We start from the raw sequence: 24,028 nt of genomic DNA, 5'->3' as shown, positions 1-24,028 counted from the left end.
CCGTGGATGGCTGCAAGTCGCACGGCGGGCCGGCGCATTCACTGCGAGTTCAAGACGGCTGGCTAAGGTACGCTGTTACCAAACTTTAACAAACGGATATTCGGCAATGAACAAGACCCTGATCGGCGGCCTGCTGCTGGCCGGTTTCGCCAGCTTCGCCGCCCACGCCCAGGACACGGAAAATCGCGGCGGCTGGAGCGGTTCGGGCGAATTCGGTTTCGCCTCGTCCACCGGCAACTCGCGCTCGGAGAACATCAACGCCAAACTGGGCCTGAGCCAGGAAAACGACCAGTGGAAGAACAACTTCTTCGTTGACGCGCTGCGCTCCAAGAGCGAGCAGAAGATCGTCGACACCAATGGCAACACGATCGAGCAGTTCAACACCACCGCCAACCGCTACGACGCCGGCGCCTCGGTCGGCCTCAAGCTCGACACGCGCAGCTACATCGTCGGCGCGGCCCGCTACGAGCACGACGACTTCGGCGCCAACCTGTGGCAGGGCACGGTCTCGCTGGGCTACGGCTATATCGCGCTGAAGGACGAGCGCAACGAGCTGTCGTTCGAAATCGGCCCCGGCTACAAGCGCTATCGTCCCGCCGACACCCAGGTGCTGGTCGGCAACGTGCTGGTCGCCCAGCGCCAGCCCACCGAAGGCGAAGTGGTGGCCCGCGGCCTGGTCAACTACAAGTTCAAGCTGAGCGCCAACACCGCCTTCGAGGACACGTTCCTCACCGAAGCGGGCTCCAAGAACACCTACATCCAGAACGACGCCGGCCTGGCCGTCAGCATGACCAAGAAGCTGGCCCTGAAAGTGGGCTTCCAGGTCCGCTACAACAGCGACGTGCAGCCGGGCGTGAAGCAGACCGATACGCTGACCACGACGAATCTCGTGTACAGCTTCTGAGCGCCGGATGGGGAGTGGCAGGGCGGGCACTGCCCGCCGTGGGTCGCTGCCGCATGGACTGCAGGAGCGTGACAGCGTCGGCTCACGTCCCCAGCAGTTTGCCCGCCCCTTGCGCGAGCAACGCCTGCGCCACCTGTCGACCGAGTGCTTCGGCCTGATCCGCCGGCGCGCTGCCTTCGGCGTGCAGCAGCTGGCCGCTGGCCGCGTCGCCGACGAGGCCGCGCAGGTGCAAGCCGTGGTCGCTGCGCATGCACCAGGCGCCGACCGGCACCGTGCAGCTGCCGCCAAGGGCGCGGTTCATCGCGCGCTCGGCGCTCACCGTGAGCCGCGTGTCGGCGTCGTCGAGCGCGGCGAGCAGGGCCAGCGCCGCCGGATGCTCGTCGCGCGCCTCGATCGCGATGGCGGCCTGGCCCGGGGCGGGAAGCCAGTCCGGCGCGGCCAGTCGCGAGACGATGCGCGAGGCCAGGCCGAGGCGTTCCAGCCCGGCGCAGGCCAGCACGATCGCGTCATACTGGCCGGCGTCGAGCTTGCCCAGCCGGGTGCCGACGTTGCCGCGCAGGTCGCTCAGCTGCAGATCCGGCCGCAGCGCGCGCAGTTGCGCCTGCCGGCGCAGCGACGAGGTGCCCACGCGCGCGCCCCGCGGCAGCGCGGCGAGGTCGGCGTAGTGGTTGCTGACGAAAGCGTCGGCGGCGTCGGCGCGGGGCAGGATGGCCGGCAGGGTGAAGCCGCTCTCGAGATCGGCCGGCACGTCCTTCAGCGAGTGCACCGCCAGCTCGGCGCGGCCTTCCAGCATGGCCACTTCCAGCTCCTTGAGGAACAGTCCCTTGCCGCCGATGGTGGCCAGCGGCTGGTCGAGGATCTCGTCGCCGCGGGTGGACAGCGGCACCAGCTCCACGCCCAGGCCGGGGTGCGCCGCGCGCAGCAGCGCGGCGACGTGTTCGGCCTGCCACAGCGCCAGCGCGCTCTTGCGGGTGGCGATGCGCAAGGTGGAAGGGTTCATTGGAACTCCGCGACGTTCGGCAAGGTCCCATTGTAGTTGACCGGCCCGGTGCGGCGTGGCCAGCCCGCGACGTTTGGGCGCGGTGGCTGACACGGTCGTCGCGGGCCGGCTACGATGTCGACAAACCCCTCGGAGTTCATCATGCAAAGCGGTAATCCGGCACTCAACAAGAACACCTTCCTCGACGCCGCCAGCGGTGCGGTGGTGTCGCATGGCGACGAGGTGATGACTCTCAACGGCACGGTCAACAAGACCGGCCTGCTGCTGATCCTCGCCATCGTCGGCGCGGCCTTCAGCTGGGGCCAGTTCAACGGTGCGGAGAGCCTGCCGACGATGGGCCCGCTGATGATCGGCGGCGCCATCGGCGGCCTGATCCTGGCCTTGGTCACCGTGTTCAAGAAAACCTGGGCGCCGGTCACCGCGCCGTTGTACGCGCTGGTGGAGGGCGTCTTCATCGGCGCGTTGTCGGCGATCTTCGAGATGCGCTACCCGGGCATCGTGATGCAGGCGGTGGGGCTGACCTTCGGCGTGATGGCGGCGATGCTGCTGGCCTATCGCAGCGGGCTGATCCGCGCCACCGAGAAGTTCAAGCTCGGCATCGTCGCGGCCACCGGCGGCATCATGCTGCTGTACCTGGCCAACTTCGTGATGGGCTTCTTCGGCCATTCGATGGGCTTCATCAACGGCTCCAGCGGCCTGGGCATCGCCTTCAGCGGCGTGGTGGTGGTGATCGCCGCGCTCAACCTGATCCTCGACTTCGACATGATCGAGCAGGGCGTGCATGCCCGCGCACCGAAATACATGGAGTGGTACGGCGCCTTCGCCCTGGTGGTGACCCTGGTGTGGCTGTACCTGGAACTGCTGCGGTTGCTGTCGAAGCTGCAGTCGCGCAACTGAGACAGCGGCGGGAGTGAAGAAAGTCGGCGGGCGATGTCCGCCGGCTTTTTTTGGGGCCGGGAAAGCGGCGGGCAGTGCCCGCCCTACACCGACGTATCGTCGCGTAGGGCGGGCACTGCCCGCCGGCTCTTGCTTTCCGGGCGGGGCTCTCTTCGTCTAGGCCACCAGCTCAGCGTCATCCCCCGGCTGTTCCGCGTGATGGTCCGCCGCCAGCAGCATGTAGAACGCGGGCACCACGAACAGGGTGAACACGGTGCCGATGGCCAGGCCGGTGGAGATCACCAGGCCCATGTTGAAGCGGCCCGCGGCGCCGGCGCCGGCGGCGATCACCAGCGGCATCACGCCGAGCACCATCGCCGCGGTGGTCATCAGGATCGGCCGCAGGCGCACCGCCGCGGCGTGCTCGATCGCCTCGCGCTTGGACATGCCGGCGCGTTGCGAGTCGTTGGCGAACTGCACGATCAGGATGCCGTGCTTGCTGATCAGGCCCATCAGGGTGACCAGGCCCACCTCGGTGTAGATGTTGAGGCTGGTGAACAGGTTGACGAAGATCAGCGCCCCGAACAGCGCCAGCGGCACCGAGACCAGGATCACCACCGGGTCGCGCAAGCTGTTGAACTGCGCCGCCAGCGCCAGGAACACGATGATGACGGCGAACAGCAAGGTGCCGCCGAAGCCGCCGGATTCCTGCATGAACTGGCGCGACTGGCCGGCGTAGTCCACGTTGTAGCCGGAAGGCGCCACCTCGTGCACCAGGTCGCGCAGGTAGGTCAGCGCGTCGCCCTGCGACATGCCCGACACGCCCGAGATGGTGGCCGAGTTCAGCTGCTGGAAGCGGTTCAGCGACTGCGGCACCACCTCGTGGGTGACCTTGGCCACGGTGCCGGCCTGGATCACCGAGCCGTCCGGCACGCGCAGGTAGTAGTCCAGCACCTGTTCCGGGTTCAGCCGGTCGGCCTGCAGCACCTGCGGGATCACCCGGTAGGAACGCCCGGCGATGGAGAAGTAGTTGACGTAGCCGCCGCCCAGCGCCGAGCCCAGCGCGGCGCCGACGTCGGCCTGGGTCAGGCCCAGCGTGGCGATCAGGTTGCGGTCCAGGTTCACCGTGGCCTGCGGCTTGTCGATCTTCAGGTCGGAGTCGATGAAATAGAACTTGCCGCTGGCCTGCGCCTTGGCCAGCACCGCGCTGGCCACTTCGTTGAGATTGTCGAACGGCTCGGTGGTGGTGATCACCACCTGGATCGGCAGGCCCTGCGCGCCGGGCAGCGGCGGAAACTGGAACGCCGCCACACGGCCGCCGGCGATGCCGTTCCATTTTTCCTGCAACACCTGCTGCAGTTCGTGCGCGCTGCGCTCGCGCTGGTCCCACGGCTTGAACACCACGCCGCCGATGCCCTGGTTCACCGTCGGCACGCCGGTCAGCTGGAACATCTGCTCGTACTCGGGCAATTCCTTGGCCAGCTCGAACATCTGGGTGGCGTAAACGTTCATCTGCTCGGCGGTGGCGTTCGGTGCGCCGACGATCTGGCCCACCACCACGCCCTGGTCCTCCTCCGGCGCCAGTTCCGATTGCGCAGTGACGCCCAGCGCCACCGTGGCCAGCAGCAGCAGGCCGGCCATCACGATCACCACCACCCAGGTCGACAGCACGTTGTGCAGCACGCGCTGGTAACCGTGGTGCACGCGGTCGAACTGGCGGTCGATGAACTGCACGAAGCGACCGCCTTCCTGCCCGCTGGTGAAGAAGCGCGAGGTCAGCATCGGCGACAGCGTCAGCGCCACGATCGCCGACACGGTCACCGCGCCGGCGAGGGTGAACGCGAACTCGCTGAACAGCGCGCCGGTGAGGCCCTTCTGAAAGCCGATCGGCACGTACACCGCGATCAGCACCACGGTCATCGCCAGGATCGGCCCGCCCAGCTCGCGTGCGGCCAGCAGCGCGGCCTGCAGCGGGGTCTTGCCTTCCTCCTTCATGTGGCGGTCGACGTTCTCCACCACGATGATCGCGTCGTCCACCACCAGGCCGATCGCCAGCACCAGCGCCAGCAGGGTCAGCAGGTTGATCGAGTAGCCCAGCACCAGCATCACGAAGAACGCGCCGATCAGCGCCAGCGGCATCGCGATCACCGGGATGATCACCGCGCGCAGGCTGCCCAGGAACAGGAAGATCACCAAGGTGACGATCACCAGCGCCTCGACCAGGGTCTTGATGACCTCGTTGATCGAGCTGTTCACGAAGTCGGTGCCGTCGTAGACGATCTTTCCGGTCAGCCCGTTCGGCAACTGGTGCTGGATCTCGGGGAACGCATCGCGCACGCGCTGGGCCACGTCCAGCACGTTGGCGTCCGGCGCCACCTTGATGCCGATGAACACCGAACGCTTGCCATTGAAGGCCACGTTGAAGTCGTAGTTCTCCGAGCCCAGCGACACCGTGGCCACATCCTGCAGCCGCACGATCGCGCCGCCGGATTGGCGGACCACCAGCTGCTTGAATTCATCCACCGTGTGCAGGCTGCTGTCGGTGGTCAGGTCCACCGTCACCGCCTGGCCCTTGCTGGAGCCGACCGCGGCGAGATAGTTGTTGGCCGCCAGCGCGGCGTTGACGTCGCTGGCGGTGACGCCGACCGCGGCCATCCTGGCCGGGTCCAGCCACGCGCGCAGCGCGAACTGGCGCGCGCCGAGCAGCTCGGCGGTCTGCACGCCGTCGAGCGCGTCCAGCTTCGGCTTGACCACGCGCGCGAGGTAGTCGGTGATGTTGTTGGTCGGCAGCACGTCGCTGTAGAAGCCGATGTACATCGCGTCGACCGTCTCGCCGGTCTGCACGTTCAGCACCGGCTGCTGCGCCTGCGGCGGCAGCTGGTTCTTCACCGAATTGACCTGAGTGGTGATCTCGGTCAGCGCGCGGTTGGCGTCGTAGTTGAGGCGCAACGTGGCGGTGATGGTGGACACGCCCGATACGCTGCTGGAGGACAGGTAGTCGATGCCCTGCGCCTGCGAGATCGCCTGCTCCAGCGGCTGCGTGATGAAGCCGGCCATGGTCGCCGCGTCGGCGCCGTAGTAGGCGGTGGTGACGGTGACCGTGGCGTTCTGCGTCTCCGGATACTGGCGCACGCTGAGGCTGCTGACCGCGCGGATGCCCAGCACCAGGATCAGCAGGCTGACGACGATCGCCAGCACCGGCTTGTTGATGAACGAGTCGGTGAATTTCATCGTGGCGGCTCAGTGTTCCTGCGGCGTGGGGTGCGCGCTGTCGGCCGGTTGCACCCGGTTGTCGACCTTGATCGGCGCATCGTTCTTCAGCTTCACCTGGCCGCTGGTCACCACCTCGGTACTGGCGGCGAGGCCCTTGACGATCGCCACCTGGTCGCCGCGGGTCTCGCCCACGGTGACGAAGGTCTGTTGCACCGTCGGCGGCAGCGGATGGCCCTGCGCGTCCTTGCCCTTGGATGGATGCACCACGTAGACGGTGTCGCCGTACGGGTTGTAGACGATCGCCGCCTGCGGCAGGGTCAGCCGCGGCTGGCGCTGGCCGACGTCGACGGCGAGCTTGGCGAACATGCCCGGGCTCAGCGCCTTGTCGTGGTTCGGCACGCTGGCCTCCACCCGCACGTTGCGGGTGCCGGGGTCGACCTTGGGGCTGATCGCGGTGAGCTTGCCGTCGAACTGGCGCCCTTCATAGGCATCCAGGTTCAGGTGCAGCGACTGGCCGACCTGCAACCGGCCCAGCTCGCTCTGCGGCACGTGGAAGTCGACGAACAGCGGGTCGAGCTGCTGCAGCGTCACCAGCGTGGTGCCGGCGCTGACGTAGTCGCCCGGGCTGATCGTGATGATGCCGGCGCGGCCGGCGAACGGCGCGCGCAACTGCTTCTTCGCCACGATCACCTGCTGCTGCGCCACCGCGGCCTGGTTGGCCTTGAGCTCGGCCGCGGCGCGGTCGTATTCGGCCTGGCTGATCGCCTGCGCCGCCAGCTGCTGGCGCGCGCGCTCGAAGGTCAGCTGCGACAGCTTCGCCGTCGCCTGCAGCTGCTCCAGCTTGGCCGCCTCGTCGCCGTCGCGCAGCTGCAGCAACAGCTGGCCCTGCTTGACGTCCTGGCCGGATTTCAGCGGCACCGCGGTGACCAGGCCGGAGGCATCCATCGCCAGCTCCGCGCCCTGCGCCGCGCGCAGCGTGCCGACCGCGTTCAGCGCGGGCTGCCACGGCTGCTCGCGGACGGTGGTGGTGCTGACCGTGGCCGGCGCCGGTTGCGGCATCGAGTGGATCATGCGCATCACCAGCAGCACCTTGATGCCGACGATCACGGCGATCAGCAGCAGCACGCCGCCGACCATCCAGAGCATGCGCTTGGTGGTGCCGGGTTTGTTGTCAACGCGCGTGGGCATGCGCGGGCTCCTTTGGGTTGATGCGGTGATGGGTTCGATCGTCGCTTGCCGCGAAACCCGAAGGGACTCGCATGGCCGCTTTACCGTCCGTCATTCCCGCGTTCGCGGGAATGACGGCGCCGGGATTACTGGTCCTGTCTGGTCAATGGTTCGTCGATGTCGTGTTGCCAGCTGCCGCCGAGCGCGGCATACAGCGCGGCGGTATCGGCCAGCCGCGCGGTGCGTGCCTGGATCAGCGCGATGCGCGCGCGCTGGTGGTCACGCTGCGCCTGCAGCAGGTCGAGATAGCCGCTGGCGCCGACCCGGTACTGCCGCTGGGCCAGCGCCAGCCGCTGCGCGGCGGCGTCCTCGGCGGCGAGCTGGGCGGCCAGGCCGTCGGCGTCGTATTGCAGCGCCTGCAGCGCATCGGCCACGTTCTGGAAGGCCACCAGTACGGTCTGCTGCCAGTCGGCCAGCGCCTTGTCCAGGCCGGCTTCGGCGGCGCGCTTGCGGTGGCGCAGTTCGCCGCCGTGGAACAGCGGCTGGGTCAGTCCCAGCCCCAGCGACCAGGCGCGGCTGCCGGCGGAGAACAGCTCGCCGACATGCGCCGTCTGCGAACCGGCGCTGCCGGAGAGAGTGATCTGCGGCAGCATCGCCGCGGTGGCCACGCCGACCCGCGCCGTGGCCGCATGCAGTTGCGCCGAGGCGGCGCGGATGTCCGGCCGCTGCGCCACCAGCCGCGACGGCAGGCTGACCGGGATGTCGCGCGGCAGCGCGATCGCATCCAGCGGCAGCGGCGACAACTCCAGTTGCGCCGGCGTGCTGCCCAGATAGGTGGCCAGCTGGTTGCGGGTGGCGGCGAGGCGTGCGCGCAATGGCGGCAAGGTGGCCTCGGTGGCGGCCAGCTCGCTGCGTGCGGCCAGGGTGGCGGCCAGCGAGGTCGCGCCGATCTGCTGCTGGCGCTCGGCAATGCGCACGCTGTCGCGCTGGCTGTCGGCGATCGCCTCGGTGGCGCGCACCTGCTCGCGCAGCGACGCTTCCTGCAGCGAAGCGGTGACCACGTTGGCGGCGAGCGTCAGCCAGGTGGCATCGGCCTGCGCCTGCTGCACGTCGGCCAGCGCCGCCTGCGCCTCGATGCCGCGGCGGGTGCCGCCGAACAGGTCGATGCCGTAGCTGACGCTGACGCCGGCGTTGTACACGGTCAGCGGCGCGAAGGCGAAAGTGTCGCCGAACGCGGCGCCGGATTGCTTCTGGCGGGTGACGCCGGCGTTCGCATCCACCGCCGGAAAGCGCACCGCGCCGGCGGCGCGGGCGTTCTCCTGCGCCTGGCGCAAGGCGGCCTGGGCCGCGGCCAGCGACGGGCTGTGGCGCAGGGCGGTGTCCACCCGGCGGTCGAGCTCGGCATTGCCGAACGTGGTCCACCAGTGCTCGGGCACTGCCGCGTCGACGACGAAACGCTGTGCTGCGCCGGCCACGCTGGCGGTGCCGGCGGGCAGCGGCTGCGCGGTATAGCGGTCCACCCGCGGCGCGTCCGGACGGTGGTAGTCCGGGCCGACCGCGCAGCCGGCGAGGATCAGCCCCAGCAGCGGCGGCAACGCGCGCAGGCGCAGGGTCGGCGAGAAGCGGAGCAGGTCGCGGGGCACGAGGGGAGCCTGGGCAGGGGGAGCCGGCCCGGGACATTAGCAGACGACGGAGTTCAGATATATAGGTGAGAGGTCACCCGCGGCGATGCCGTCGTTACAGCATGCCGACGCGGCCGTCCTGCGAGGAGAAGCGCATCGGCAGCTCGCCGCTGAGGCCGTCCGGATGTCCCGGCGGCACCGCGAAACGCCAGCCCTGCACGCTGCGCAAGGCATGCGCGTCGAGGATCGGATCGCCGCTGGAGGCGACCACGCGCGCATGCAGCACGCGACCTTCGCCATCCACCCGCAGTTGCACGGTCAATTGGCCGTCCAGATGGCCGCGAACATCGTCCCAGCGTTCGGCCGCGGCTGGCGTGGCCAGCGGCTGCAGGCGTGTCGGCGCCGCCGCCGCCGCTTGCGCGATGTCCACGCCAGTCTCCGCCGGCAGGGCGCGCTGGCGCACGGCCGGCACGATCGCATGGCGACGGTGCCGCAGCGGGCGGGCCGACGCCGGGCCATCGTGTGACGCGGCGATGCCGCGCGGCGCATCGGGCCAGCTGGCGGTCAGCGTGCTGAGCCAGCCGGTGCCGGCAATGCCGATGGCCAGGGCCAGGACGCTGAGGCCGGTGGTGGTGCGCAGTCGCAACATGACCGTGCTACGGCCGCTCGAGGATCGCGGTGACGCCCATGCCGCCGGCGGTGCAGATCGAGATCAGCCCTCGACCGGAGCCTTTCTGTTCCAGCAGCTTGGCCAGCGTCGCCACGATGCGCGCGCCGGTGGCGGCGAACGGGTGGCCCACGGCGAGGCTGGAGCCGTGCACGTTGAGTTTGGCCGGGTCGATCGCGCCCAGCGGCGCATCCAGCCCGAGCCGGTTCCTGCAGTAATCGGCCGACTCCCACGCGCGCAGCGTGCACAGCACCTGCGCGGCGAATGCCTCGTGGATCTCGTAGAAATCGAAGTCCTGCAGACTCAGCCCGTGCCGCGCCAGCATGCGCGGCACCGCGATGGTCGGCGCCATCAGCAGGCCTTCGCCGTGCACGTAATCCACCGCGGCGACTTCGGCGTCGCGCAGATAGGCCTGGATTTTCAGCCCGCGCTGCGCGGCCCACGCCTCGCTGCCCAGCAGCACCGCGGCGGCGCCGTCGGACAGGCCGGTGGAATTGCCCGCGGTGAGCGTGCCGTGGCCGGACCGCTTGTCGAACGCCGGCTTCAGCGTGGCAAGTTTCTCCAGCGTGGTGTCCGGGCGCAGGAAGCCGTCGCGCTTGAGCCCGCGGAACGGCACCAGCAGATCGTCGAAGAAACCTGCCTCGTAGGCGGCGGCGAGCTTGTGGTGGCTGTCCAGCGCCAGCCGGTCCTGTGCCTCGCGGCTGACCTGCCACTGCCTGGCCATCTGCTCGCAGTGATCGCCCATCGACTTGCCGGTGCGCGGCTCGGCCACGCCCGGGAACGAAGGCTTCAGCTCGCGGAGCGAGAAGCCGCGCGTGGCGGCCTTGAACTTCTCCAGCGGGGTCTTGGCCCGATTCATCGCCAGCAGGCGGCGGCGCAGGCGGCGGCCGTACACGATCGGCACGTCGCTGGTGGTGTCCGAGCCGGCGGCGATGCCGGCCTCGATCTGCCCGCAGGCGATCTTGTTGGCGATGATGATGGTGTTGTCCAGCGACGTGCCGCAGGCGCGCGCGGTGGTGATGCCCGGCGTGGTCGGTGCCAGCCCGGAGCTGAGCACCGCCTCGCGCGCCAGGTTCCAGTCGGCGCTGTGCTTGATCACCGCGCCGGCGGCCACTTCGCCCAGCTCCACGCCGTGCAGGCCAAAGCGCTCGACCAGGGCGCCGAGCACCTTCACCGACATGCCGAAGTTGCCCACGTCGGCATAGGCAGTGTTGTTGCGACAGAACGGGATGCGTACGCCGCCGATCACGCCGACGCGCCTGTGCGTGTTTTCCATGCCCTGAACGATCCATCACACGAATGGCTTCAAGGCTAACCCGCCATGCCGCCGGGCGAAAGCCCGGATGGCCGCCGGCGTGGCGGTTTGTTCAGCACCGTGCGGCAGGTCGCTCGCGGCGCGGCGGTAGAATGCATGTTTTCCCGCTGCAAGATGGATCCATCGTGGAAGCGCAAACATTGCACGCCCTGCCGGTGCTGCTGGCCCTCGAACCGGTGACCGGACAACCGGCGCCGGCGACCACCCTCACCCGCGACGCGGCCGCCGAACTGGCGCAGCACGTGGCGACCGACCTGCTCGGCCTGGTGCCGCAGGTCGCCGGGGCGCGGCTGGCGCTGGCCGGGGCGCTGTTCGACCAGGTCGAACTGCTGCGCCCCGGTTTCCCGGTGTGGGCGACGCTGGACGACCTGGCGCGCCGGCTGCCGCGCGGCACGCTGGAGCACGTGGTCGCCTTCGGCAGCCACGACGGCGTGATGCCGGCGCCGGTGCTGCAGCCCTCGTCGGCGTACGCCGGCGGCCCGATGCGGCTGCTGCCGCTCAGCCTGCTGGTCAATCCGGAGGCCGCCGACGAACTCGCCACCCAGCTGGAGATCCAGCTGGTCGGCCGCGGCGAGGCCGGCGCGGCCACCGCCGACTGGCTGATGCGCACGCTGGGCATCCGCCTCGAACACCTGCGCTACCTCAGCCGCAACGACCTGCTCGCGCTGACCTGCGTGCAGTACGAACACGCCAACCTGGCGCCGCTGTGGTCGCTGCTGGAAGCGGCTTTGCTCACCCCGGAGCAGCCCGAGACGACGATGAGCGCGCGCGGGCTGGCGCTGCGCTACGCCGACGGCATCGTGTGGGCGCAGCCGCCGGCGCAATGGCTGGCCGCGCAGCGCACCGACGCGGCGCAGCGCGCGCACGATTTCGCCGGCATCGTGTTCGAGCTGCGCCAGTACGCCGCGCTGCTGGAGGCGCACCAGTTGCCGCTGCGGCTGCAGTCGTCGCCGGCGGTCGCCGCCGGCGCGGGTTATCTGCTGGAACAACTCGCCGACGCTCCGGCCTCCGCGCCCGCGCCGCGCCTGTTCGCGCACGAGGCGCCGGGGCTGGGCGTGGTGGCGGTCAGCGTGGCGCAGCCGCGGCCCGACGGCGCGCCGCGCATGCTGGCGCACGGCTATCCGCTGCAGCCGCAGGCGCTGGGCCCGTTGCTGCAGCAGCTCGCCGCGCAATACGGCACCGCCGCCGAACTCGACACCCGCGGCCAGGTGGTGCTGGATGCGGCCGGCGCCCTCGGCGCGCCCTGAGCGGATGACACGCGCGTGCCGGCCGGCCCGGACATTTTCCTGGCCGGCAGCAGTTGTGCGGCGGCGAACGGTCGGCGCATGATGGCGTGGCGCTGATAAGGGGGCGCGCTCCAGCTGACGGAAACACCATGCGGCCGCCGAAGCAAGCCGAGGGAGTACCGACACCGACAGGGGGATCGCACGAGCCGCAACGGCTGTGGCATGGCGCCCCCGTGCTGCTCACCTGGCTCGATCTCGACCAGCGCTTCGGCCACGTCAACGACACCCATCGGCGCTGGCTCGGCGTCGACCCGGCGCAGCTGATCGGCAAGCGCCTGGTCGAGGTGATCGGCGAGGCCAACTACGAACGCTCCCGCGCGGCGCTGGAGCAGGCCTACGCGGGCCACCCCTCCAGCTACGAGGGCGAGCTGTTCAACGGCCGCGAGCGGCGCTACGCGCACGGCAACTTCGCGCCCGATTTCGATGAAGACGGCCGCGTGCGCGGCGTGTTCACCGCGCTGGTCGACATCACCGAGCGGCGCGAGCTGGAGCTGCGCCTGCATGAAAGCGAGCGGCGCTTCTTCAGCGCCTTCCAGCACGCCGCGATCGGCATGGCGCTGACCGGGCCGGGCGGGCGCTTCCTGCGCGTCAACGCCGCGGTGTGCCACATGCTCGGCTACACCGAGGAGGAACTGCTCACCCTCGGCGTGGCCGACGTCACCCATCCGGACGACATGGCCGCCGATGCCGAGCAGATGCTGCAGCTGCTTTCCGGCCAGCGCGAAAACTACCAGCTGGAAAAGCGCAACCTGCACAAGGACGGCCACGTGGTGCACCTGCAGCTGGCCGTGTCGCTGGTGCGCGACGAGGAGGGCGCGCCGCTGTACTTCGTGTCGCAGGCGCAGGACATCAGCCAGCGCAAGGCATTCGAGGACGCGCTGCAGCGCGAGCGCGAGCTGGCCGAGGTGACCCTGCGCTCGATCGGTGACGCGGTCATCATCACCGATCCGCAGTCGCGCATCCGCTCGCTCAACCCGATCGCCGAGGCGATGACCGGCTGGCGCAGCGCCGAGGCGCAGGGCCTGCCGGTGGAGGCGGTGTTCCAGCTGTTCGACGCCGTCGACGGCCGGCCGGTGGCCAACCCGCTGCGCACCGCGATCGACAGCAACACCATCGCCGACCTCGGCACGCGCACCCTGCTGCGCCACCGCCACGGGTTCGACACGCCGGTGGAGGATTCCTCTGCGCCGATCCACGACCACGCCGGCAACGTCGTGGGCGGCGTGCTGGTGTTCCACGACGTCAGCGAAACCCGCGCGCTGGCGTTGAAGCTGGTGCACCTGACCCAGCACGACACCCTCACCGGGCTGCCCAACCGCAGCCAGCTGCCGGAGTACCTGGCCCAGGCGCTGGCCCATGCCCGGCGCCGCCAGCAGCGCGTGGCGCTGCTGTACATCGACATCCACCAGTTCAAGCAGGTCAACGACCAGCACGGCCATACCGCCGGCGACAGCGTGCTGCGCGCGTTCGTGGCGCAGCTGCAGCGCATCTTGCCCGCCGAGGCGCAGCTGATCCGCTATGGCGGCGACGAGTTCGTGGTGGTGCTGTCGCACCTGGACAACACCGGCGAGGCCGCCGCGCTGGCCCGCCGGCTGGTCGACCAGGGCGAGCAGACCCGGGTGGACGGCCTGCACGCGCTGGGCCTTCACCTGGGTGTCGGCATCAGCGTGTATCCGGACGATGCGCTGGATCCGGAAACCCTGCTGCAGCACGCCGAGACCGCCCTGGTCGCGCTGCGCAGCCAGGGCGTGCACGGCTGCCGCTTCTTCACCGCCTCGATGGACGAGCGCGCGCGGGCGCGCCGCAGCATCGAGTCGGCGCTGCGCCAGGCGCTGCCGCGCAACCAGCTGAGCCTGCATTACCAGCCGCGCGTGGCAGCCTCCAGCGGACGCATCGTGGGTGCCGAGGCCTTGCTGCGCTGGCACCTGCGCGGGCGCGAGGCCTACAAGCCGGACCAGTTCATCCCCGTCGCCGAGGACTCCGGCCTGATCCTGCCGATCGGCGCCTGGGTGCTGCGCCAGGCCTGCCTGCAGGCGCGCGCGTGGCAGCGGCAGGGCCATCGCATCCCGGTCTCGGTCAACGTGTCGCCGGTGCAGTTCCAGCACGCCGATTTCCCCGACTGGCTGGCCGAGGCGCTGGCCGAGAGTGGGCTCGATCCCGGCCTGCTCGAGCTGGAGCTGACCGAGCGCATGGTGATGTCCGGCGGCGACGTCACCGGCAACCTGCTGCAGCGGATCCGCCAGCGCGGCGTGCGCCTGTCGCTGGACGACTTCGGCACCGGCTACTGCAGCCTGTCCTACCTCAAGCATTTCCCGATCGACACCTTGAAGATCGACCGCGTGTTCGTGCACGACGTGATCGGCGACGCCGACACCGCCACCATCACCAGCGCGATCATCGCCATGGCGCAGCGGCTGGACAAGCTGGTGGTCGCCGAAGGGGTGGAGACCGAAGCGCAGGCCGCGTTCCTGCGCCAGGCCGGCTGCGCCGAACTGCAGGGCTTCCTGTTCGCCGCGGCACTGCCGGTCGCCGACTTCGAAAAGCTACTGACCGAACCCGCCCGCGCGACGTAGGGCGGGCACCGCCCGCCGGCTCTTTCTCGTACCCTTGGCGCAACCCGGCGGGCGGAGCCCGCCCTACGTCGCCGGCTCGACCAGCGATGCCTCGTACATGAAGTAATGGCAGCGCTGCATGCCGAGGCCTTCGTAAGTGGCCTGCGCGCGCGCGTTCTCCGTCTCCACGTACAGGCGCAGGCCCACCGCGCCGGCGGCCGCGGCGCGTTCGGCGACGGCCGCATGCAGCGCGCGGAACACGCCGCCGCGGCGCGCGGCGGGCACCACGTACACGCTCTGGATCCACCAGAAATCGCCGCAGCGCCAGTCGCTCCACTCATAGGTCACCAGCAGGCCGCCCACCGCCGTGCCGTCGACCTCGGCAACCAGGTAGAAGCCGCGCCCAGGTTGCTCGAACACCGCGCTGACGCCACGGCGCAGGCGTTCGGGGTCGAGTCGCTTGTGCTCGGTCTCCCACGCCATCGCCACGTTCCAGGCCGCCAGGTCGGCGACGTCGGCGGGGCGGGCGGTGCGGATCTGCACGGTCATGGCGGGTCTCCGGCGGCGGGACGGACGATCGTAGCGCGCATGCCCTTCACATGGAGGCGAGTACCGTCACGGCACAGCCGCTGGCCGCGCCGGCGACGTCCGGCCTTGCTGCCTGCGCGGCCCGCGTGCCGCGCGGCGGCATCGTCGGCGCTCTTTCGTTTTCCCGGCAAGGAGTTTTTCGCTTGAACATCGGCAGCGTCCTGGATCGGCTCAAGCTGCGCCGGCTGCAGGCCTTCCGCCGCCGCCGCGTGGCCGCCCGCACGCGGCCGGAGCAGGAGCCGGCGCTGCGCGCGGAGCTGTTCAATGCCGAGCAGATGGAACAGCACGGCCGCGAGCTGGCCGGCCAGCACCGCCTGCGCGAACGCTCCAGCATGGATCTGCTGCTCGGCCGGCTGGCCGACAACGAGGCGGTCATCACCCACAGCTGCGAGCGGCTGACCCAGGCGACCCGGCGCAAGCGGCGGATCACGCCGGCGGCCGAGTGGCTGCTGGACAACTTCTACCTGATCGAGGAACAGATCCGCATCGCCCGCCGGCATCTGCCCAAGGGCTACAGCCGCGAATTGCCGCGACTGGACAACGGCGCCTCGGCCGGGCTGCCGCGGGTCTACGACATCGCGCTGGAGATCATCGCCCACGGCGACGGCCGCATCGACACCGCCGGCCTGCACCGCTTCATCCACGCCTACCAGGAAGTGACGCCGCTGCGACTGGGCGAGCTGTGGGCGATCCCGATCATGCTGCGGCTGGCGCTGATCGAGAACCTGCGCCGCGTGGCCGCGCGGGTGATGGCCGACTGGCGCCACCGCGGCCAGGCCGCGCGCTGGGCCGACACGATGACCGCCACCGCCGAGCGCGCACCCAACTCGGTGGTGCTGGTGGTGGCCGACATGGCGCGCTCCGACCCGCCGATGAACGGTCCGTTCGTGGCCGAGATGGCGCGCCGGCTGCAGGGGCAGAGCCCGGCGCTGGCGCTGCCGCTGAGCTGGATCGAGCAGCGCCTGTCCGAATCGGGGCAGAGCATCGAGCACCTGGTGCAGCGCGAGGCGCAGCAGCAGGCCGCCGCGCAGGTGAGCGTGAGCAACAGCATCGGCAGCCTGCGCCTGCTGTCGGCGATCGACTGGCGCGATTTCGTCGAGCGCGTGAGCCTGGTCGAGCAGCAGCTGCGCGAGGACCCGGCCGGCGTCTACGCGGAGATGAACTTCGCCACCCGCGACCGCTATCGCCACGTGGTGGAGCGGCTGGCCCGCCAGCACCGGCTGGACGAGGTGCGCGTGGCCGCCGCCACGGTGGAACTGTGCCGCGCCGCCTCGCCGAACGAGCCGGCTCCGGCGCTGCCGCGGCACGTCGGCTGGTACCTGATCGATCGCGGCCGGCCGCAGCTGGAGCAGCACCTGGGCGTGCGCCCGCGCCTCGCCGATCGCCTGCGCCGCCATTTCGACCGCGCCCCGGTGTCGATCTACCTCGGGCTGCTGGTCGTGCTGACCGTGGCCATCGCCGAGCCGCTGGTGGTGGCCGCCGCCGAGGACGAACTGGCGGTGGGCTGGCTGCTGGCGATCGCCGTGATGGCCTTGCTGGTGGCCAGCCAGCTCGGCTCCAGCCTGCTCAACTGGATGGCCACGCTGGCGATCGCGCCGCAGCCGCTGCCGCGCATGAACTACGTCCACGGCATCCCGGCCAGCGCGCGCACCCTGGTGGCGGTGCCGTGCATCCTGGGCAGCGCCGGCGACGTGGAAGAACTGATCGAGGCGCTGGAAGTGCGCTTCCTCGGCAACCGCGACGAGAACCTGCACTTCGCCCTGCTCACCGATTTCGCCGACGCCGACAGCGAAACCCTGCCCGGCGACGAGGCGCTGCTGCGGCTGGCGCAGCGGCGCATCGAGGCGCTCAACGAACGCTACGCCAGCGTCGAGTCCGACCGCTTCTTCCTGTTCCACCGGCCGCGCCGCTGGAACGCCGGCGAGCGCTGCTGGATGGGCCACGAGCGCAAGCGCGGCAAGCTCGCCGACTTGAACGCGCTGCTGCGCGGCAACGCGCACGGCCGCTTCATGCGCATCGTCGGCGACATCGACGCGCTCGGCCCGGTGCAATACGTGATCACCCTGGACGCCGACACCGAACTGCCGCGCGACGCCGCCCAGACCTTCGTCGGCAGCATCGACCATCCGCTCAACCGCGCCGTGTACGACCCGGTGCGCCGACGCGTGGTCAGCGGCTACGCGATCCTGCAGCCGCGCGTGGGGATCAGCCTGCCCAGCACCGCGCGCTCGCGCTACGCGCAGCTGTACGGCAGCGACGCCGGCATCGACCCGTACACGCAGATGGTTTCGGATGTCTATCAGGACGTGTTCGGCGAAGGCTCGTTCATCGGCAAGGGCATCTACGCGATCGATGCGTTCGAGCGCACCCTGGACGGCCGCTTCCCGGAAAACCGCATCCTCAGCCACGACCTGGTGGAAGGTTGCCACGCGCGCTCGGGCCTGCTCAGCGACGTGCAACTGTTCGAGGAATACCCGGCCCGCTACGGCGCCGACGTGCGTCGCCGGCATCGCTGGATTCGCGGCGACTGGCAGCTGCTGCCGTGGCTGCTGCCGTGGGCGCCGACCGCGAAGGACGGCTGGCGGCGCAACGCGCTGACCGCGTTGTCGCGCTGGAAGATCCTCGACAACCTGCGCCGCAGCCTGGTGCCGCCGGCGGTGCTCGGCCTGCTGGTGTGCGGCTGGCTGCTGCTCTCGCCGGTGCTTTCGTGGACGGTCGCGGTGCTGGCGATGGTGCTGGTGCCGCCGCTGCTGTCGGCGCTGCTGGAGCTGGTGCAGAAACCCAAGGACGTGCAGCTGGACCAGCACCTGCGCGCCGGCTTCGCCGACGGCCTGCAACACGTCGCGCGGATGGCGCTGGGCCTGGCCTGGCTGCCGCACGAGGCGCTCTACCACCTCGACGCGATCGTGCGCACGCTGTGGCGGATCACGGTCAGCCATCGCCACCTGCTGCAATGGCAGACCTCCAGCGAGGTGGCCCGGCGCAGCAGCAATGCGCCCGGCGCCGTGTGGCGGCAGATGTGGATCGGGCCGGCGCTGGCGCTCGGCCTGGCCGTGGCGCTGGCGCTGCAGCGGCCGATGGTGCTGTGGCTGGCGTGGCCGCTGCTGGCGTTGTGGCTGCTGTCGCCGGCGATCGCCTGGTGGGTCAGCCAGCCGCGCCGGCCCGACACCTTCGTGCCGAACGCGGCGCAGACGCGCTTCCTGCGCACGCTGGCGCGGCAGACCTGGGCGTTCTTCGACAGCCACGTCAACGCCACCGAACACTGGCTGCCGCCGGACAACCTGCAGGTGCAGCCCGGCCCGGTGATCGCCTCGCGCACCTCGCCGACCAACATCGGCCTGGCCCTGCTGGCCAACCTGGCCGCGTGGGATTTCGGCTTTCTCGGCACCGGCCGCCTGCTCGAACGCAGCCGCGACACGCTCGCCACCCTGGAGCAACTGCCGCGCTACCGCGGCCACTTCTACAACTGGTACGACACCCGCACGCTGCAGCCGCTGGCGCCGCAGTACATCTCGGCGGTGGACAGCGGCAACCTCGCCGGCCACCTGCTGACCCTGCGCCCGGGCTTGCTGGAACTGATCCACGCACCGGTATTCCGTCCGCGCGTGCTGCAGGGGCTGCTCGACACCCTGCAACTGCTGCATGACGCGCTCGACCAGGAGCACGAGCCGCTGCACCGCCTGCAGGTCGAGCTGCAGGAGGCGCTGGACGAACCGCCGACCACCACCGGCGCGGCGCTGGCGCTGCTGCAGCGCCAGCGCGAACACGCCCATGCGCTGGCGCCCGCGCTGGCGCCGCATCCGGACAGCGACGCGGGCTACTGGCTGCACGCGCTGTGCGCGCAGCTGGACGAGCTGTGCGAGGAAACCGCCCGCTTCCGGCTCGACCCGGTGGACGATGACGCCGACGCCCTGCGCGGCATCCCCACGCTCGCCGTGCTCAGCCGCATCGAGCCGCTGCGCTGGTCGGGCGAGCACGACGCGGAGGCCATCCGCGAGCACGCCCGCGAGCGCATCGCGCTGATCGAGCAGCTGGCGCAGCAGGCCGACGAGCTGGCGCGGATGGATTACCGCTTCCTCTACGACAGCGCACGCGACCTGCTCGCGATCGGCTACAACGTCGACGCGCGCCGGCTCGACGCCGGCTACTACGACCTGCTCGCCTCCGAGGCACGGCTGGCCAGCTTCGTCGGCATCGCCCAGGGCCAGCTGCCGCAGGACAACTGGTTCGCGCTGGGCCGCCTGCTCACCACGGTGGGCGGCGAGCCGGCGCTGCTGTCGTGGACCGGCTCGATGTTCGAGTACCTGATGCCGAACCTGGTGATGCCCGGCTACGAGGACACCCTGCTCGACCAGACCTGCCGCGCGGCGGTGGCGCGGCAGATCGAGTACGGCAACCAGCACGGCGTGCCGTGGGGCGTGTCCGAGTCCGGCTACAACATCCTGGACGCGCACTTCACCTACCAGTACCGCGCCTTCGGCGTGCCCGGTCTGGGCCTGAAACGCGGCCTCGGCGACGACGTGGTGATCGCGCCCTACGCCAGCGCGCTGGCGCTGATGATCGCGCCGGCCGCAGCCACGAAAAACCTGCAGCGGCTGGCCAGCGAGGGCGTGCAGGGCCGCTACGGCATGTACGAGGCGGTCGACTACACCCCGGCGCGGCTGCCGGTGGGGCAGGGTTCGGCGCTGGTGCGTTCGTTCATGGCCCACCACCAGGGCATGAGCCTGCTGGCGCTGGACTTCGCCCTGCTCGACCGGCCGATGCAGCGGCGCTTCGCCGCCGATCCGCAGTTCCGCGCCACCAGCCTGCTGCTGCAGGAGCGCATTCCGCGCACCGCCGCCGAATACCTGCACGCGTCCGGCTTCCCCGACAGCAACGCGGCCGAGCCGACCAGCGAGGCGCGGCTGCGCGTGTTCGGCGACCCGAACCGGCCGCGCCCGGCGGTGCAGCTGCTGTCGAACGGGCGCTACCACGTGATGCTGTCCAGCGCCGGCGGCGGCAGCAGCCGGCGCGGCGAGCTGGCGCTGACCCGCTGGCGCGAGGACATCACGCGCGACCACTGGGGCATGTTCTGCTACCTGCGCGACGTCGCCAGCGGTGCGTACTGGTCCACCGCCTACCAGCCCACGCGGCACAAGACCGAGCTGTACGAGGCGATCTTCTCCGAGGCGCGCGCCGAGTTCCGCGTGCGCGAGCGCGAGTTCGACGCGCACACCGAGATCGTCGTCTCGCCCGAGGACGACATCGAACTGCGCCGCACCCACCTGACCAACCGCAGCCGCAGCGCGCGCACCATCGAACTGACCAGCTACGCCGAGGTGGTGCTGGCGCCGCCGCTGGCCGATGCGCTGCACCCGGCGTTCAGCAAGCTGTTCGTGCAGACCGAGCTGGTGCCCGCGCTGCAGGCGATCGTGTGCACGCGCCGCTCGCGCGCGGCCGACGAGCATCCGCCGTGGATGTTCCACCTGCTGGCCGTGCACGATGCCGACATCGACGAGATCTCGTTCGAGACCGATCGCGCCCGCTTCATCGGCCGCGGCCGCAGCCTGGCCGACCCGCAGATGCTCGACCTCGAGCAGACGCGGCTGTCCGGCAGCGCCGGCTCGGTGCTCGACCCGATCGTGGCGATCCGCTGCCGCATCACCCTGCAGCCCGAGCAGACCGCCACCATCGACTACGTCACCGGCATCGCCGACTCTCGCGAAGGCTGCCTGCAGCTGATCGGCAAGTACCGCGACCGCCACCTTGCCGACCGCGTGTTCGACCTCGCCTGGACGCACAGCCAGGTGCTGCTGCGCCAGCTCAACGCCGGCCTGGGCGATGCGCAGCTGTACGAGCACATGGCCACCGCGCTGCTGTATCCCAACGCCAGCCTGCGCGCCGAGCCCGCGGTGCTGCGCGGCAACCGCCGCGGGCAGAGCGGGTTGTGGGGACAGTCGATCTCCGGCGACCTGCCGATCGTGCTGCTGCAGATCGCCAGCGAGGCGCGCATCGAGATGGTGCGCCAGCTGGTGCAGGCGCATGCCTACTGGCGGCAGAAGGGGCTGGCGGTGGACCTGGTGATCTGGAACGAGGACCGCGCCGGCTACCGCCAGCAACTGCAGGACCAGATCCTGGGCCTGATCGCCTCGGGCAGCGAGGCCGGGCTGCTCGATCGTTCCGGCGGCATCTTCGTGCGCCCGGCGCAGCAGCTCTCCAGCGAGGATCGCATGGTGATGCTGGCCAGCGCGCGCATCGTGCTGGCCGACCATCGCGGCAGCCTGGCCGAACAGATCGGCCGGCGCCAGCTGGAAACCCACGCGCCGCCGTTCGAGCCCAGCCGCGCCGAACGCCCCGCGCCGGCGCTGCCGGCGCCGGTGGCCGCATTGCCGGAACTGCAACTGCGCAACCCGCACGGCGGTTTCAGCGCCGACGGCCGCGAGTACGTGATCGTTTCCGCCGCGAACGACGCCACGCCGGCGCCGTGGTCCAACGTGCTGGCCAACCCGCACTTCGGCACGGTGATCTCCGAGAGCGGCGGCGCCTACACCTGGGGCGAGAACGCGCACGAGTTCCGCCTCACCCCGTGGCACAACGACCCGGTCGGCGACGGCAGCGGCGAGGCGATCTACCTGCGCGACGAGGACAGCGGCACGCTGTGGTCGCCCACCCCGCGGCCGTGCCGCGGCAGCGGCCAGTACCTGACCCGCCACGGCTTCGGCTACAGCGTGTTCGAGCATGTCGAGGACGGCATCCATTCGCAGCTGTGGATCTACGTGGCGCTGGATGCCTCGGTGAAGTTCTCGGTGCTGAAACTGCGCAACGAATCCGGCCGGCCACGGCGGCTCAGCGCCACCGCCTACGTCGAATGGGTGCTCGGCGACCTGCGCGAGAAGACCGCCATGCACGTGGTCACCGAATCGGACCCGGCCAGCGGCGCGCTGTTCGCCCGCAACAGCTACAACGGCGAGTTCCCCGGCCGCGTGGCCTTCCTCGACGTGGACGATCCGGAGCGCGGCATCGACGGCGACCGCGGCGAATTCCTCGGCCGCAACGGCAGCATGCGCAAGCCTGCCGCGCTCGGTCGCAAGCAGCTTTCCGGTCGGCTCGGCCCCGGACTCGATCCCTGCGCCGCGCTGCAGTCGAAGGTGGCGCTGGACGACGGCGCCGAGCGCCAGCTGATCTTCCGCCTCGGCCTGGGCCGCGACGCCGCCGACGCCAGCGCGCTGGTGCAGCGTTTCCGCGGCGCCGGCTCGGCCGCGGCCGCGCTGGAGCAGGTGCGCGCGCACTGGCAGCGCGTACTCGGCGCGGTGCAGGTGCGCACGCCGGAACCGGCGCTTGACGTGCTCGCCAACGGCTGGCTGCTGTACCAGACCATCGCCTGCCGCATCTGGGCGCGCAGCGGCTACTACCAGAGCGGCGGCGCGTTCGGCTTCCGCGACCAATTGCAGGATTCGATGGCCACCGTGCACGCCGCGCCGGAACTCTCCCGTGCCCAGCTGCTCCTGTGCGCGGCGCACCAGTTCCCCGAGGGCGACGTGCAGCACTGGTGGCATCCGCCGCTGGACCGCGGCGTGCGCACCACCTGCTCGGACGACTACCTGTGGCTGCCGCTGGCCACCAGCCGCTATGTGCAGGCCACCGGCGACCGCGCCGTGCTCGACGTGCCGGTGTTCTACATCGAAGGCCGCGCGCTGCACGCCGGCGAGGAATCCTGGTACGACCTGCCGCAGCCCTCGGGCCTGTTCGAGCCGCTGTACAAGCACTGCGTGCGCGCGATCGAACGCAGCTTCATCCTGCGCGGCGAACGCGGCCTGCCGCTGATCGGCGGCGGCGACTGGAACGACGGCATGAACCGCGTCGGCGAAGGCGGTCGCGGCGAGAGCGTGTGGCTGGGCTTCTTCAGCTGCGAGGTGCTGCAGCGCTTCGCCGAGGTGGCGCGTGGGCACGGCGACGCGGCATTCGCGCAGCGCTGCGAAGAAGAAGTGGCCAGGCTTCGCGGCGCGCTGGAGCAGCACGCCTGGGACGGCGCCTGGTATCGCCGCGCCTGGTTCGACGACGGCACGCCGCTGGGCGCCGCCGGCAACCTCGAGTGCCGCATCGACTCGATCGCGCAAAGCTGGTCGGTGCTCTCCGGCATCGGCGCGCCGGCGCGCCAGCGCCAGGCCATGGAGTCGCTGGACCAGCACCTGGTGCGCCGCGACGCCGGCCTGGTGCAACTGCTGGACCCGCCCTTCGACAAGACACCGATGGACCCGGGCTACATCAAGGGCTACGTGCCCGGCGTGCGCGAGAACGGCGGCCAGTACACCCACGCCGCGATCTGGGCCACGATGGCCTTTGCCGAACTCGGCGACAGCGCCCGCGCATGGGAACTGCTGCGCATGATCAACCCGGTCGCCCACGGCACCGACGCCGGGCAGATGGACGTCTACAAGGTCGAGCCCTACGTGGTCAGCGCCGACGTCTATGCGGTTGCCCCGCACGTCGGCCGCGGCGGCTGGAGCTGGTACACCGGCTCCGCCGGCTGGATGTACCGGCTGATCGTGGAATCACTGCTGGGCCTGCGCCTGGAAGCCGGCACGCTGCGCTTCGCGCCGGTGCTTCCGGCGGAGTGGGAGGGCTTCACGCTGGACTACCGCCACCGCGACACGCTCTACCGCATCGACCTGCGCCAGAGCGACGCCGGCACGCCGGGCACCGTCTGGCTCGATGGCGAAGTGCAGGCCGACGGCCGCATCTCGCTCGCCGACGACGGCGCCGAGCACAGCGTGCAGCTCAACCATCCGCGCAGCCCCCCGCACCCCCTGTAGGAGCGCACCCCGTGCGCGATGCCTTCCCCCGCAAGATCCGTCACGC

The 24,028-nt window shown here is 70.6% G+C and carries 12 protein-coding genes; 5 read left to right on the top strand and 7 right to left on the bottom strand.

Features of this window, described 5'->3' with window-relative positions; translation table 11 throughout:
• The first annotated feature begins 106 nt into the window (after positions 1–106).
• Positions 107–904: a DUF481 domain-containing protein gene (locus ACVCL3_RS10910; RefSeq protein WP_395120817.1), complete on the top strand. Its 798-nt coding sequence runs from the start codon at positions 107–109 to the stop codon at positions 902–904.
• An 82-nt stretch (positions 905–986) separates the two neighbouring features.
• Here ACVCL3_RS10910 and hemC read toward each other — a convergent pair whose 3' ends face one another.
• Positions 987–1,904, bottom strand: a complete 918-nt coding sequence (gene hemC, locus ACVCL3_RS10905) for a hydroxymethylbilane synthase (RefSeq protein ID WP_447101291.1) — start codon at positions 1,902–1,904, stop codon at positions 987–989.
• Between the two features lie 141 nt (positions 1,905–2,045).
• Between hemC and ACVCL3_RS10900 the strand changes: the two genes are divergently transcribed.
• Entirely contained in the window at positions 2,046–2,801 is a 756-nt protein-coding gene (locus ACVCL3_RS10900) for a Bax inhibitor-1/YccA family protein (RefSeq protein ID WP_395120819.1), read from the top strand.
• Positions 2,802–2,957: 156 nt separating this feature from the next.
• Here the strand turns inward: ACVCL3_RS10900 and ACVCL3_RS10895 are convergent, their stop codons facing one another.
• The 5 genes from ACVCL3_RS10895 to ACVCL3_RS10875 all read right to left on the bottom strand — a co-directional run bounded on the left by ACVCL3_RS10895 (position 2,958) and on the right by ACVCL3_RS10875 (position 10,725).
• Positions 2,958–6,011 (bottom strand): efflux RND transporter permease subunit, encoded by a 3,054-nt coding sequence (locus ACVCL3_RS10895; protein WP_447101290.1) that lies wholly within the window; start codon positions 6,009–6,011, stop codon positions 2,958–2,960.
• Between the two features lie 9 nt (positions 6,012–6,020).
• Positions 6,021–7,181: an efflux RND transporter periplasmic adaptor subunit gene (locus ACVCL3_RS10890; RefSeq protein ID WP_447101289.1), complete on the bottom strand. Its 1,161-nt coding sequence runs from the start codon at positions 7,179–7,181 to the stop codon at positions 6,021–6,023.
• A gap of 125 nt (positions 7,182–7,306) precedes the next feature.
• Positions 7,307–8,803, bottom strand: a complete 1,497-nt coding sequence (locus tag ACVCL3_RS10885) for an efflux transporter outer membrane subunit (RefSeq protein ID WP_447101288.1) — start codon at positions 8,801–8,803, stop codon at positions 7,307–7,309.
• Positions 8,804–8,897: 94 nt separating this feature from the next.
• A complete protein-coding gene (locus ACVCL3_RS10880; protein ID WP_447101287.1) occupies positions 8,898–9,431 on the bottom strand; it encodes an energy transducer TonB in 534 nt (177 codons plus the stop codon).
• 7 nt (positions 9,432–9,438) lie between these two features.
• On the bottom strand, positions 9,439–10,725 hold the full coding sequence (locus ACVCL3_RS10875; RefSeq protein WP_395120824.1) for an acetyl-CoA C-acetyltransferase: 1,287 nt from the start codon (positions 10,723–10,725) through the stop codon (positions 9,439–9,441).
• 164 nt (positions 10,726–10,889) lie between these two features.
• Here ACVCL3_RS10875 and ACVCL3_RS10870 point away from each other — a divergent pair, with 164 nt between their 5' ends.
• Complete coding sequence (locus ACVCL3_RS10870; RefSeq protein ID WP_447101286.1) at positions 10,890–12,011, top strand: hypothetical protein; 1,122 nt, start codon at positions 10,890–10,892, stop codon at positions 12,009–12,011.
• 212 nt (positions 12,012–12,223) lie between these two features.
• Positions 12,224–14,623: a sensor domain-containing protein gene (locus ACVCL3_RS10865; protein WP_447107227.1), complete on the top strand. Its 2,400-nt coding sequence runs from the start codon at positions 12,224–12,226 to the stop codon at positions 14,621–14,623.
• Positions 14,624–14,686: 63 nt separating this feature from the next.
• Here ACVCL3_RS10865 and ACVCL3_RS10860 read toward each other — a convergent pair whose 3' ends face one another.
• Positions 14,687–15,151: an N-acetyltransferase family protein gene (locus ACVCL3_RS10860; protein ID WP_447101284.1), complete on the bottom strand. Its 465-nt coding sequence runs from the start codon at positions 15,149–15,151 to the stop codon at positions 14,687–14,689.
• Between the two features lie 182 nt (positions 15,152–15,333).
• Here ACVCL3_RS10860 and ACVCL3_RS10855 point away from each other — a divergent pair, with 182 nt between their 5' ends.
• Complete coding sequence (locus tag ACVCL3_RS10855) at positions 15,334–23,982, top strand: GH36-type glycosyl hydrolase domain-containing protein (RefSeq protein WP_447101283.1); 8,649 nt, start codon at positions 15,334–15,336, stop codon at positions 23,980–23,982.
• Positions 23,983–24,028: the final 46 nt, after the last annotated feature.

The organism is Rhodanobacter sp. UC4437_H4, from assembly GCF_052978425.1.
This window is presented reverse-complemented; position numbering and strand designations above follow the sequence as displayed.